This is a genomic window from Verminephrobacter aporrectodeae subsp. tuberculatae At4, from assembly GCF_000193225.1.
In the GTDB taxonomy this organism is placed as follows: domain Bacteria; phylum Pseudomonadota; class Gammaproteobacteria; order Burkholderiales; family Burkholderiaceae_C; genus Acidovorax; species Acidovorax aporrectodeae.
In genome coordinates, this window is sequence record NZ_AFAL01000699.1 from 1 (window position 1) to 13,068 (window position 13,068).

Genomic DNA, 13,068 nt, shown 5'->3' on the forward strand with positions numbered 1-13,068 from the left:
CCGCTGCACCCGCACATGCTGCGCCATGCGTTTGCCAGCCACCTGGTGCAAAGCGGCGGCGACCTGCGCGCCGTGCAGGAACTGCTGGGCCACGCGAGCGTCACCACCACGCAGGTCTACACGCGGCTGGACTTCCAGCATCTGGCCGCGGTGTACGACGTGGCCCACCCGCGGGCGCACAAGAAGCCACCGGCGAATTGAAAACCATATGCACGCCGCACAACGCCCGGGCCGGGCAAACGCTCGGCCTGCCCATCCAGCCCGGCGTGCCCGGGCAGGGCTTGCGCGCCGGGGCTGCGCCGCAGCGGAGAACCCGCTTTTGCCGCCCGACCGGATTGCCCAGTGGGCGCCTTCGGGATCCGTCGTGAGGCACGTGACATCAGGGTGTGGCATCAATTGACCGGCTTGCACAACTGGTTCGATTCCCCGCCAGGCCGGTATCTGCTGGCCTGGGAACAGGCGCGCTTCGACGAGGCGGTGGCCGACGTCTTTGGCTATCACAGCCTGCAGCTTGGCATGCCGCTGCTCGATGGCTTGCGCGCGAACCGCATGCCGCATCGCTGGCTCGCACTCGGACAGGATGCGCTAGCGGACGACAGCGGTTTGGTGCAGACGGGGGCGCCGGGCAGCCGCACGCTCGCCCTGCTCGCCGAGCCCGTGGCCCTGCCCTTTGCCAAGGCCAGCCTGGACCTGATCGTCCTGCCGCATACCCTGGAGTTGAGCATCGACCCGCACGCCGCCTTGCGCGAGGTCGAGCGGGTCCTGGTGCCCGAAGGGCGCGTGGTCATCAGCGGCCTGAATCCCGCCAGCCTGTGGGGCCTGCGCCAGCGGCGCGCGCACCTGTACCAGCGCCTGGGCAAGGGCACGCAGTATCTGCCGGGTGTGGACGAGTTCATCGCCTACCGGCGCCTGCGCGACTGGCTGCGGCTTTTGAGCTTCGAGGTCGAATCCACCCGTTTTGGCTGCTATCGTCCAGCAGTGCGCAGCGCCCAATGGCTGGAGCGCTTTGGCTGGATGGACCGCCTGGGCGAGAAATGGTGGCCCATTTTGGGGGCCGCGTACTTTCTGGTTGCGGTCAAGCGGGTGTACGGCATGCGCCTGCTGGAGTCGGCATGGCGCAGCAAGCGCCAGCGCTCCGCTGCCACCGTCCCCATCGCCCACCGCACGGCCAATACGCCGGCAGTCAAACGCCGCCACGAGGCCGCCGCGAAACCGCCGTCCCCCCGCGCATGACCGTTTCTACCCACCACAGCACAGGAACATAGTTTGGATCAGGTACAGATATACACGGACGGCTCCTGCAAGGGCAACCCGGGCCCTGGAGGCTGGGGCGTGTTGCTGCGCTCGGGCGCCACCGAGAAGGAGTTCTTTGGCGGAACGCTGGGCACGACGAACAACCGCATGGAGCTGATGGCGGTGATCGAGGCGCTATCGGCCCTGAAGCGCCCCTGCGCCGTCACGCTGTATTTGGACAGCGAATACGTGCGCAAGGGAATCACCGAATGGATTCACGGCTGGAAGTCCAATGGCTGGCGCACCGCGTCCAGACAACCGGTGAAGAACGTCGAGCTTTGGCAGCGCCTGGACGCCCTGGTGAGCAGCGGCGGCCACCGCATCACGTGGCGCTGGGTGAAAGGGCACTCGGGCGACCCGGGAAACGAGCGCGCCGATGTCCTGGCGAACCGGGGCGTTGAGCAGGCGCTGGGACGAGGCTGAGGGTTCCAGCTTCAGGCATCGGACGCACGCCGCGTCTTCGCGCGCCGCCGGCTCAGCGTTCGCGCCCCGCGCGGTGCTTCTGATATGCCAACCCCATGCTTGCGGGCAGTGTCCGGATAGAAGCGGATCGTGCCGAAGCTCTGCGCCCCGGCCAAGGTGCGAAAAGCAACCGGAGATTTTTGCTTGACCTTGGGCATCCGGATGGCCCGCTCGGCCAAGTTGTTCGCGAAAGGCAGCGACAGGTCACGCGCAAAGCGCAACAACACCTCTTGCGCATGATCGCGCCGGCGCCGCAGCAAATGGAACGCATCCGACTGCTTGGCCCGTGCGCGTTGGCCCGGCTCCTTGACGCGCTACGGGGTCAGCTCGCGCAACAGATGTGCATTGCACAGCGCATGCACGCATTGGATCAGCCAGTATGGCGCCCAGCAGTCATGCGCCAGCACGCCGGCGCAGTCCTTCAAAACACCGAACGCATTGACTGCCTCGATGCCCCCCGCTTGGGATGTACGCCATACCAAGTGTGCTTCGGGGTGACACTGGTGTGCAGCCACTGCAACTTGGCCTGTACCCGATTCATCGACATGAACCACCGGCGATTGGCTCACCTGCTGCGGGCTTGGACCGAGGGGCTGAGCAGCGCGTCGGCCTCGCGCGCCCAGCCATGCAGCGTGCCCGGTGAGATCTTGGACAGCCGCGATTCCAACTCTTGGACCCGGGTGACCAACTGTCCGATCATTCTCCTCGTGACTCAGCGTTGAAGTGTCAGCATGGAGCGAGTACCACTGATTCGTGTTCGAGAGGCTGAACCAGTCACTTTTTTGCCTGATCACGAGCTATGGCGTCACGTAACTACTCAGAGCGTGTGAATTTTTCAATTTCAGCGATGAAAGCGACGTAATCCAAGCGCCCTTGGCCTACGAGAGGATCCAAAGTTCGCCACTTGGGGCGAATTCGCTCTGATGCAAGGCCTCTTGGTGCCCCATGATCGCCTGTGCAGCTCGTTTTGTGGTGGCGCTGGCCGCGAAAAATGAGGAGCAATATTTTTGCGCCAACATACTTTCACAGGAGCTCAGCCAAGCCTTTCAGGGCGCTCCGGTCCAGCCCCGCTTTGGTTGATCGGCTGGGCCGTGGGACCGGGGGCTGAGTAGTTACGGCGTCACGAGCTTTGGAGCACCAATGGCTTTTATCTCCGTACCCAGTAATTCCATACTTGGCCCGGTGGGCTTCACCGCAAACCAATACGGTGGTGGCCTTTTTCGCCTCGTCACGCGAAGCTCCACGAAAACAGTTCACCCCGTCATTGCTGGCACATTCTTGGTCTACGCCATTGAAACTGAGGGAAACCCATTCCTGTCCTGCCAGCTGCTCCATTTTTTTGAATTGCGCATTGATTCGAATGACTCGGTCAATCAGGTCACTTCCGGGAAAATCGGCAACCAAAATTCCTACGTTTTTGGGATTGTTCTTTGCCAGCCATGTCGCCGTCAGTTCATTCGTGCCAGCAAAGAAGATCGAACATATCCATCCGGCCACCCAGGTGCATGAACCACGCGGAAAATCAGGCCACTTGTTCCGATTAATTCCAGTCGAGGTTTCGGTTTCCTTGGTCAGGAGATGATCGGCGCTTGTATTGGCATAAATGCGACCGCCGGCAACAAAATATGGAAACGACCCTCCGGAGCCACTCAGATAGCCGATACTCGGCTTCGCAAACACTGTTTGAGAATTCGTGGTCACCAAATGCTTTTTGATTTTTTCCCATTTATCGTAAAGATCCCAGTTCCAATACAGGTGGTAAGAATCCTCAATGTTGGCAGTCTCGGTATCATACGGCAGACCGTACTTGAATTCCCCGAAATCGGAAAAAATGATGATTTTTGCTCTGACAGAGCTCAGTGTTGGATTTGACCCCCCCAATTTGCCATCCCAAAACAAGTTTTCGTCATATTTTTGAACATATCCGAGCATGGTTTCTTTGAAATTGCGAGTGTTTCCAGATGCAGAATTGACGGATGTATTGCTTTCGCCGTCCTCCTCGTTTCTGATCCGAGCCATGATGACTTCTGATGGATTATTTTTCAGAAATTCCTTGATTTGCGACAATACGCCATCCATATCGGCGCCCAAATCGCTTTTGCCGTGATACAGCTGAAACTTGTCATTTCGGTGCTTCACGCGTATATCAAAAAATCTGATGCCTGCTTTCATCTGTTCCGTGAGCGGCATTGTTTGCGTGCGCACCGCATCTTGAACAACCGCGCCTGAAAACGCACCAATTATACACAATACCATGGAATATCCGAAAGTAACGGGAGCCAATGCTACGCCCACTGCACACCCTACGGGCGCGCCGATAATGGTCGATGTAAAGGCTATGGAACCCCCAGTACTTGCAGCAGAATCATGTGTTCCAACCAACGAAAGGCTGTTGATGCGAGTGTCGCCATCAATGGCCTTCATGAAAGAGGAATTATCCGTGGAAGCCGTGACGCTCGTAGAAAACGCACCGGTATGGTTCCAAGCATCTGTCTGATATTCTGCATGCACCTTTGATCCAAAAATGGCGAGCCCAGTCGCCATCGCCAAAAGGAATTTGTTATTTCTCTGATTCATGATGATAAAGATGGTTTGTTGAAAATGTTTGACGAACCGTTTTTAATGAAGAATGGGAGTGGTTTTTTTTGAGGTAAACTCCTTTTGAATACCATGCACACTCCCGAAGCCCTCCTCACCTGGAGGACCTCTTTTCGGGGGAGTTGTGCATAACGAGATATGGCCAGCCCCATGCTGCGCGCGGTGCCCACGTTCCACCAGGACACGGAAATGCTGCTTGAGCGGGTTGCGCTTGCCGTCAGTCAGCCGGATTGCATCGCCCATGGTGATGCGCCCATGCTCCCACGTGAATTCGATGATCCGTAGCGAAAGTTCGGGCCGTGCGGTGAGTCCGATCTTCTCGCGCAGCAACAGCTCGACCTCCCGGTCCGACAACTTGCTGCCTTCGATGCGGGTGGACGAACCGATGCGCTCCTGGGTGCCGAGCGCGCGCCAAGCACCCTTGAACGCATTGATGCTGGCGATGAGCTGGAGGACTTCCGGGGAGGTCCGGATGGCGTGGGTGGCGATCATTGCGCCAATTATTACATAAAATTACAATCAATACTGCGCGACACCCGTGAAGGTCGCCTGCCTGAGGTCCTGAAGCGCAAGAACTTGGCACGGTGGCAGCTGAGTGAGAGGCTGCCCGACGTCGCTCCGTGCAAGGTGGTGCGGGAGAGGGAAGAAGGGCTGATCGACGCGGACCTGGGTGGCCCCTCTCTACAAGAAGCGCAGGCGCGCGCTGGCGGCGGCAAGCGCGGCGGCTACCGTACCTTGGCCAGTCGGCCCGGATCGGCAACCGGTCCGTGTTCCTGCATGGGTTCCCGAAGAGCACCACGGCAAACGATCACGCAGGGCTGGAAGGCAGGCGCTGCATATGGACGGTGTCCGGGCAGGAGCGCATCGTGCACACGCTTTGCGCCCCGGCAAAGCGGCGCAAGCTGCCCGGCTTGGACCTCGGGCATCCGGATCGCCCGCTTCATCAGGTCGCGCGCAAAGCGCAGCACCTCTTGCGCATGATCGCGCGGGCGCCGCAGCAGTGGAACGCATCCGACTGCTTGCCCCCCTTCTCCAACAAGGCACGCTAGCGTTTTACCCAGCGCAGCAGCTGGCATGGCTGCACCGCAGTGATTCCTTGCGCGCGCGTTCGCGGCCTCGATGCTCTCTGGGCCAGGAAGCTCAGCGCGCACAGCAGGTGCGCATTGCACAGCGCGTGCACGCCGGCATAGCCCTGCACAACACTGACCGCATCCATGCTGCGATGACCCAAGCATCGGCATGGAGTGCCAGCGGGTTGCCAGGATTGGAAAGCCACCCGTTTCAACGCGCGCGCAACCTGTTTCACGAACTGTAAATAGTCACATATTTACTGCTTGTCCTGGGCTTCTGAATGCTGCATGCAGCACAGAACCCACGCGCATGGACTGCGACATTTCCGTGTGCGGGCCGGTACGGGCCCCTGGCCCGCGGCGCACGAATCGCATGAAATAACTCGTAAATATCAATACGTAAAACTTCATCTTGCGTGCCATAGGTACATCGCAAACTCTCAAGAAAATCAAGATTTTTCTGCGGTTTTCACCCTGCCATGGCGCGCAACGCAGCAGTTTTATTTTGTTCTGATACTTATGGAGTAGTGCATCAGCGGACCAGGCTGTTTGGCCACCCCAAGGAGGGTGGGTTAGACCCCCGTCTGCACCATGCTCTGCATGGGGGCAGAACGCTTTCGCGCAGAAGTTCACCGGGGAAGTCAAAAAAAACCACCCACTAAATTGTCAGTATATGTTTAAATTCGCGACGCTTTTGTTACGTTTTCAATGCCGCTGGAACCCAACCCATCGCAGGGGACCAGGGCCGTACCGCAACCGCTCAAGGAGACATCATGACTGTCACTGCCGTCAGAATCTGGGCCTCAACATACGCACTGAGCAAGGGGACATCCGTCCGCGTGCATTTCGAGTTCAACGACTGGCCGTTGCAGTCGAGCTTCCGCCACTACGACTGCAGGCTCCTGCCCGGCGGTGCCCGCTGGACCAGCGAATTGACCAGGGACCCAGACAATGCCAAGCACTACTGGGCCACACTGAGCACGATTGACGGCGAGACAAGCACCGGCGGCTACGTCGCCTACAACCCTGCAAATCTGACGGATGACAGCGGCACTCGGGGCGCAGATACCCTCTTTTATTCCGAGCTGTTTACCGTCGACACCATCGGCCCCCGGGTCACGAGCATCACGATCGACGACACCCGCCTCAAAGCCGGCGAAACCGCCAAGGTCCGGTTCGTTTTCAGCGAGAAAGTCGACGGCGCAAGCCTCAAGGCAGCCATCGACCTCTCCAAAGCCCATGGTACGCTGCTGGGTGACGTCGTCACCACCGACGGCGGCCTAACCTGGACCGCCGTATTCGCACCCGCTGCGAACACGGCACACGCCGAGGACTGCGTGATCGGCGTGAACGCCAGCCAGGTGCGCGACCTGTTTGGCAACGCGGGAGAGGGCAGCCCCGTCTACAGCAACCGCTACACCGTCAGCACCCTGGGGCCCTCGCTGACCGCGGATGCCATCACGTTCGGCGACAGCGTATGGACGTTTGGCAGGCAGACGATACCCGTCACCCTCACCTTCTCGGAACCCGTCAGGGGTTTGAGCCGCGCAAACCTGCAGGTGCCCGCGGGAAAGGGCACGCTGTCCGATCCGGACATCGGCCCCTACTCATATAGCGCCGTCTGGACCGTCCTGTTGACGGCCCACGCAGGTACGGACGCGAACTCGACGAACAACAAAGTCACCGTAGACCTCAGCGGCGTGACCGACTGCGATGGCCTGCGGATAACCACGACGGACCGTGTGGAATCGAGCAACACCTACACCATCGACAACAACACCAGCAGGATCATCCACAGCAGTCGTTTTTCCGTCAGAATCCAGGCCGACAAATACACGTTGGGCAAGGGTGAATCGACCATCGTGCATTTTGAGTTCGACGTATCGCCGAGGTACCTGAACCTCACCCAATTCGTCGAGTTCGTACCCCACGGTACCCACTGGACCTCGGGGCTCTTCCAGAAATCAACCAACAGCTTCTGGGCCACACTGAGTGCGAAGGATGACGCGGTAAGTAGCGGCCGCATCAGCGTGGACCTTTCCAAGGTGGCTGACAGCTACCGCCAGCCGGGCGCCGGGCACCAGGCTTCCGAACTGTTTTCCATCGACACCTTCCGGCCCAAGCACCGCTCCATCACGATCGACGACGAACACCTCCAAGCCGGCGAAACCGCCACCGTCACCTTTGTTTTCACCGAAAAAGTCGCCAACTTCCAGTCAGCCATTGACCTCTCCAAAGCCCATGGCACGCTGGGCAGTCTGACCACCGCCGACGGCGGCATCACCTGGACCGCCCCATTCACACCCGCTGCAAACACGGCAAACGCCGAGCAATGCGTGATCTCCGTGCGGATGAACGAGGTGCGGGACCTGCACGGCAACCCGGGAACGGACCTCGATGGAGGGAACATCCCCGTCAACAGCGGCGGCTACTCCGTGAGCACCCTGGGGCCCTCGCTGGCCGCTGAGGCCATCACGTTCCACGAGAGGGTATTGACGGGTCACCAGAGGACGACGACCGTCACCCTCAGCTTCTCGGAACCCGTCAAGGGTCTGAGCAGCGCAAACCTGCACCTGTCCACAGGAAAGGGCACGCTGTCCGCTCCGGTCGCCCGCGACCCCGACGCCAACGGCCACAGCACCGTCTGGACCACCACGTTGACGGCCCCGGCGGCCGGGACGAATAACTCGCAGAACAACAAAGTCACCGTGGACCTCACGGGCGTGAGCGATCGCGATGACCTCCAGGCCACGACGAACCGGGTGGAATCGCGCGACACCTACGCAATCGACAGCAACCGGCCCCACGTCGCGGGTCTTCATACCGTCAGAGTTTGGGCCGACAAATACACGCTGGGCCCGGGTGAATCGACCCGCGTGCATTTCGAGTTCAACGAAACGCCGTATGTGATCCCCAGGGAAGGCAACCTTGTCGGGCTCTCCGGGAGGCCCGGCTCCCTTGAGAGCATGCCCGGTACCCAATGGGACGAGGATATGTCCAAGGACCCCCACAATCCCAAGCACTTCTGGATGACGCTGCGCGCGAAGGACGGTGTGGAGGGGGCCAGTGGCCGCGTCACCATGGACCTTGGCAAGACGCACGATGCCAACGAAAGCTTTGGCACAGGGACCTACTCCTCCCCGCTGTTTACCATCGACACCGTCCGGCCCCGGGTTCTGCGCATCACGATCGACGACACCCACCTCAGAGCCGGCGAAACCGCCCAGGTCACGTTCGTTTTCAACGAAAGAGTCAACGGCCCAAGCGTCAGGTCCGCGATCGACCTCCCCAACGCCCACGGCAGGGTGGGTGAACTCTACAGCACCGACGGCGGCGAAACCTGGGTCGCCACATTCATACCCGCTGCCAACACGGCAAACGCCCACGCCTGGATCAGCCTGAACATGGGCCGGGTGTACGACCTGTTTGGCAACACGGGAGAGGGCAATCCCGTCTACAGCAACGGCTACACCGTCAGCACCCTGGGGCCCTCGCTGGCCGCTGATGCCATCACGTTCAGCGAAAGCGCATTCACGCTGAACAAGCAGACGATGACCGTCACCCTTACCTTCTCGGAGCCCGTCAAGGGTTTGAGCAGCACCAACCTGCGTGCGCCCGAGGGAGCGGGCACGCTGTCCGCTCCGCTCGCCCGCAACGCCGACGCCAACGGCTACAGCTCCGTGTGGACCGCCACGGTGACGGCCCCGACGGGTGCGATGAATAACTCGGAGAACCACAAAATCACCGCGGACCTCGTCGGCGTGACCGACCGCGATGGCCTCTCGGCCGCAGGCCGTGTGGAATCGAGCAACACCTACGCCATCGACGTCCAACGGCCCAGCATCGTCGAGATCACGATGAGCGACACGACGCTGGGGATCGGCGAAGTTGCTACGGCCACCATCCGCTTCGCCGAAAGAGTCCGCGACTTCACCCTCGCCGACCTCCGGGTATACAGTGGCTCAATGCTCAGCGGCACGCTGAGCGACTTGCTCAGCACCGATGGCGGTCAGACCTGGACCGTCAAACTGACCCCGACCGGCTACAGCAACTCCCACGGCTCCCACGGGCGCCAACTGGGCGACAACATGATCGTCGTGCGCCAGAACAGCGTGGTGGACTGGATGGGTAACTCGGGTCCGGCGGATGACAAGTACGGCCCCAGCTACACCGTGGACCACGCCGCGCCGGTGCTCACGGGTGCCGGCTCCATCGCCTACGTGCAAGGAGAGACGGACAGCAGCCTCGACGCCGGCGAAACCGCCACCGTCACCTTCATCTTCTCCGAAGCGGTGCGGGGCTTGGACACCCGCTGCATCCTCCCCTACGTCAGCGTGGGCAGCACCAAGACCTTGTTGGGCGCTGCCGGCGGCACGCTGTCGAACCTGGTCGCCTTCAACGGCGGCACCACCTGGACCGCCACACTCACCGCCCCGACGGGCAGCAGCACCCTCAGCAACGTCAAGCTGGGCGTGGACATGAGCCGAGTGAGCGACGAATCGGGCAACGTGGGCAGCCAGATACACGCCAGCGGCATCAGCTACCACATCGACACCACCGTCTCCCGCACGCGCCCCAGCGCCACCGTCGCGCTGGCCGACAGCGTGCTCACCGCGGACGAGAGCAGCACCGTCACCATCACCTTCAGCGAGCGCGTCACCGGCCTCGACACCACGGACGTGGACCTCGCGCATGCCAACGGCACGCTCGGCGCGCTGAGCACCGCAGACGACGGCATCACCTGGACCGCCTCCTTCACGCCCAAGGTGGACACCGAGGACGCGAGCAACACCATCGGCGTGAACCTGGCCGGTGTGACGAATGGCGCGGGCCGCACCGGCGCAGGCAACGCCATCAGTCCCAACTACGCGGTGAACACCGTGCGGCCCAGCGCCACCGTGCACATCACCGACCCGGCACTCACCCCGGGCGAGAGCAGCACCGTCACCTTCCAATTCAGCGAGCCCGTCACCGGCTTCGGACTCGAGGACGTGATCCACGACGACCCGGCGGGTACGCTGAGCCCGCCCAGGGCCAGCGCAGACGGCAGAACCTGGACCTCCACGCTGACCCCCCATGCCGACACGCACGACCTGAGCAACGAAATCTCCGTGCGCCTGAGCGGCGTGACCAACGCCGCAGGCAATACCGGGCTGGGCAGCACCGCCCCCTCCCCCTACGCCGTAGACACCCAACTGCCCCGCGCCACCATCACGCTGGCGAACACCGCGCTCAAGGCGGGCGAAACCACCCTCGTCACTTTTGCCTTCAACCGGGCCGTCACCGGCTTCGATGCTGCCGACATAGACCTCTCGAATGCCAACGGCACGCTCGGCAACCTGACCAACCTGGGCCATTCGACCCTCTGGACCGCCACCTTTACGCCCACGGCCAGCCTGATGGACGCGAGCAACAGCATCCGCGTCCACTTGGCTGGCGTACAGGCCACGGGCCCACGCACCATCGGCCAAGGCCAGGCCAGCAGCGCCAACTACACGATCGACACCCAGCGCCCCACCGCCACGATCACGCTGGCCGACACCACGCTCAGCGCGGACGAAACCACCACCGTCACCTTCCGCTTCAACGAACCCGTCAGCGGCTTCACGCGCGATGACATCGTGCTCACCGACGCCAACGGCACATTGGGCGACCCCACGACCGATGACGACGGCAGGACCTGGACGGCGACCTTCACGCCCACCACGGCCCACGTCAACGACACGAACAACACCATCCGCGTCAACCTCCCGGGCGTGACCAACGCCGCGGGCAACGCCGGCACCGGTAGCACCAGCAGCGCCAGCTACACCGTGGACACCCGGCCTGCCACGGACACCGAAGACAGCCTGCGCCCCGACTGGCCGCGACCAACCCGATCACGATCAACGACAGCAAACTGGGCATTGGCGAGAGCACCACCGTCAGCATCCGCTTCTCCAAAGCCATCGCTGCCGACAGCTTCCACATCGACGACCTGAGCGCCGGCGGTTCCGCCAAGCTGTCCAACCTGCACAGCACCGACGGCGGCACCACCTGGGAGGTCACACTGACGGCTCCGGGGCCGGATGATTTCGCAAGCACCCCACACTACGACGTCACCCGCTACAACTCCACGGGCAACCAGATCCGCGTCAACCTCGCCGGCGTGACCGACCTCACGGACAACGCCGGTGTGGGCCAGGCCGTCTCCACGGTCACCTACGACATCGACGTCCTGCCCCCCCGCTGCACCATCAGGCTGGCCGACAGCACCCTCAGCGCGGGCGACACCACCACCGTCAGCTTCAGCTTCAACGAGCCCGTCACCGGCCTTGATGCCCGCGACATCGACCTGTCGAATGCCAACGGCACGCTGGGTCCGCTGACCGCCCTCGCAGATGGCAGGACCTGGAGCGCCCCCTTCACGCCCAGCGCCAACATCAACGACGCGAGCAACACCATCCGCCTCGCAATGCGCGGCGTGGCGGACTTGGCGGGCAACCCGGCGCAGAACGGCACCGCCGTCAGCAGCAACTACCGCATAGACACCCGGCCCGGCACCGCAGACCAGGCACCCGACCTGAGCGCAACCGTCACGCTGACCGACGAGCACCTCACGGCGGGAGAAACGGCGACGGTCATCATGGCCTTCAACCAACCCGTCCCCGGCCTCACGATCAATGACATCGACCTGACCCAGGCCAACGGCACGCTCAGCGAACCCGCACTCAGCGCCGACGGCAGAACCTGGACGGCGACCTTCACGCCCACGGCCAACGTCAACGACGCGAGCAACACCATCCGCGTCAACCTCGCGGGCCTGACCGGCAGCGCCACCAGCGCCAACTTCAGCGTGCACACCGCACCATCTGCCGCCACGATCACGCTCGCCGATACCGTGCTCACCACGGGCCATACGACGACCGTCACCTTCACCTTCACCCAGACGGTCCTCGGCTTCACGGTCGATGACATTGACCTGACCCAGGCCAACGGCACGCTCGGCCCGCTCACGACCGTCAACAACAAAACCTGGACCGCCACCTTCACCCCCAAGGCCGCCGTCAACGACGCGGCCAACCACATCAGCGTCAACCTCGCCGGCGTGAGCACCGTGGACGGCCGCTCCGGAACCGGCTCCGTCAGCAGCGACAACTACGCCGTGAACACCCAATTGCCGGACACCACGCGCCCGGCGCTCAGCACGGCCACGGTCAACGGCGACCAGTTGGTGCTGACCTACACCGAAGAGAACACCCTGAGCGATGCCGCACTCACGGACAACGCAGGCTTTACGGTCACGAACGCCGCTGGCACCACCATCGCCGTCACCAACGCCGTGGTGAACGCCGCCGCCAAGACCATCACGCTCACGCTCGGCCACGCCGTGGCCCACGGTGAGGACGTGGCCATCAGCTACACCCAGCCCGAAGGCGCCGGCGGGGTAGCGGACGCGGCAGGCAACAGCGCGGCAAACTTCCCGGACATGCGGGTGACGAACACCACCCCCGCGCCAGCAGACACCACGCCCCCGCAGCTGATCACCAGCGGCGAGACGACGCGCCCCAGAGTCAACGGCGACCAACTGGTACTCAGCTTCGATGACAGCAGCGACCTGGACGCGGACCCGGACCACAAGCCGGAGAGCGGAGCCTTTGCGGTG

Annotated in this window: 10 protein-coding genes and 2 pseudogenes; 7 read left to right on the plus strand and 5 right to left on the minus strand. The window is 62.4% G+C overall.

Annotated elements, in window-relative coordinates:
- The 3 genes from VTU_RS28820 to rnhA all read left to right on the plus strand — a co-directional run.
- On the plus strand, positions 1-201 hold a 201-nt coding region (locus VTU_RS28820; RefSeq protein ID WP_010107737.1), incomplete at its 5' end, for a tyrosine-type recombinase/integrase.
- A 204-nt stretch (positions 202-405) separates the two neighbouring features.
- Complete coding sequence (locus VTU_RS28825) at positions 406-1,233, plus strand: class I SAM-dependent methyltransferase (RefSeq protein ID WP_050809544.1); 828 nt, start codon at positions 406-408, stop codon at positions 1,231-1,233.
- A gap of 33 nt (positions 1,234-1,266) precedes the next feature.
- A complete protein-coding gene (gene rnhA, locus VTU_RS0119670) occupies positions 1,267-1,716 on the plus strand; it encodes a ribonuclease HI (RefSeq protein WP_010107739.1) in 450 nt (149 codons plus the stop codon).
- 11 nt (positions 1,717-1,727) lie between these two features.
- Here the strand turns inward: rnhA and VTU_RS33040 are convergent.
- From VTU_RS33040 to VTU_RS34485, 5 genes and pseudogenes are all read right to left on the minus strand, one after another.
- A pseudogene (locus tag VTU_RS33040) lies at positions 1,728-2,024 on the minus strand (IS66 family transposase); the annotation flags it as partial.
- A 45-nt stretch (positions 2,025-2,069) separates the two neighbouring features.
- On the minus strand, positions 2,070-2,324 hold the full coding sequence (locus VTU_RS35740; RefSeq protein ID WP_169315426.1) for an IS66 family transposase: 255 nt from the start codon (positions 2,322-2,324) through the stop codon (positions 2,070-2,072).
- Positions 2,321-2,455 (minus strand): hypothetical protein, encoded by a 135-nt coding sequence (locus tag VTU_RS35475; RefSeq protein WP_010107742.1) that lies wholly within the window; start codon positions 2,453-2,455, stop codon positions 2,321-2,323. The genes VTU_RS35740 and VTU_RS35475 overlap by 4 nt, the downstream gene beginning before the upstream one ends.
- 323 nt (positions 2,456-2,778) lie before the next feature.
- On the minus strand, positions 2,779-4,332 hold the full coding sequence (locus VTU_RS33050; RefSeq protein WP_138927967.1) for a phosphatidylinositol-specific phospholipase C: 1,554 nt from the start codon (positions 4,330-4,332) through the stop codon (positions 2,779-2,781).
- A gap of 42 nt (positions 4,333-4,374) precedes the next feature.
- The gene (locus VTU_RS34485; protein ID WP_010107747.1) at positions 4,375-4,845 is read right to left on the minus strand and encodes a filamentation induced by cAMP protein Fic; all 471 of its coding nucleotides are present in this window, start codon (positions 4,843-4,845) and stop codon (positions 4,375-4,377) included.
- Between VTU_RS34485 and VTU_RS35900 the strand changes: the two genes are divergently transcribed.
- The 4 genes and pseudogenes from VTU_RS35900 to VTU_RS30835 form a co-directional block, all read left to right on the plus strand.
- Positions 4,831-5,334: a type II toxin-antitoxin system RelE/ParE family toxin gene (locus VTU_RS35900; RefSeq protein ID WP_438873588.1), complete on the plus strand. Its 504-nt coding sequence runs from the start codon at positions 4,831-4,833 to the stop codon at positions 5,332-5,334. The two genes, VTU_RS34485 and VTU_RS35900, sit on opposite strands and share 15 nt — an antisense overlap.
- A gap of 862 nt (positions 5,335-6,196) precedes the next feature.
- The gene (locus VTU_RS30830; RefSeq protein WP_138927968.1) at positions 6,197-11,404 is read left to right on the plus strand and encodes an Ig-like domain-containing protein; all 5,208 of its coding nucleotides are present in this window, start codon (positions 6,197-6,199) and stop codon (positions 11,402-11,404) included.
- Positions 11,353-11,556 (plus strand): annotated as a pseudogene (locus VTU_RS35745) (hypothetical protein); the annotation flags it as partial. The gene VTU_RS30830 and the pseudogene VTU_RS35745, both read left to right, overlap by 52 nt.
- A 15-nt stretch (positions 11,557-11,571) precedes the next feature.
- Positions 11,572-13,068, plus strand: a 1,497-nt coding sequence (locus VTU_RS30835) for an Ig-like domain-containing protein (RefSeq protein ID WP_010107751.1), incomplete at its 3' end; no start/stop codon positions are given.

What these genes read in the sequence shown, in the direction of transcription:
- VTU_RS33050 (WP_138927967.1), bottom strand. Translation starts at nt 4,332, where the DNA reads ATGAATCAGAGAAATAACAAATTCCTTTTGGCGATGGCGACTGGGCTC.
- VTU_RS34485 (WP_010107747.1), bottom strand. Translation starts at nt 4,845, where the DNA reads ATGATCGCCACCCACGCCATCCGGACCTCCCCGGAAGTCCTCCAGCTC.
- VTU_RS30830 (WP_138927968.1), top strand. Translation starts at nt 6,197, where the DNA reads ATGACTGTCACTGCCGTCAGAATCTGGGCCTCAACATACGCACTGAGC.
- VTU_RS35475 (WP_010107742.1), bottom strand. Translation starts at nt 2,455, where the DNA reads ATGATCGGACAGTTGGTCACCCGGGTCCAAGAGTTGGAATCGCGGCTG.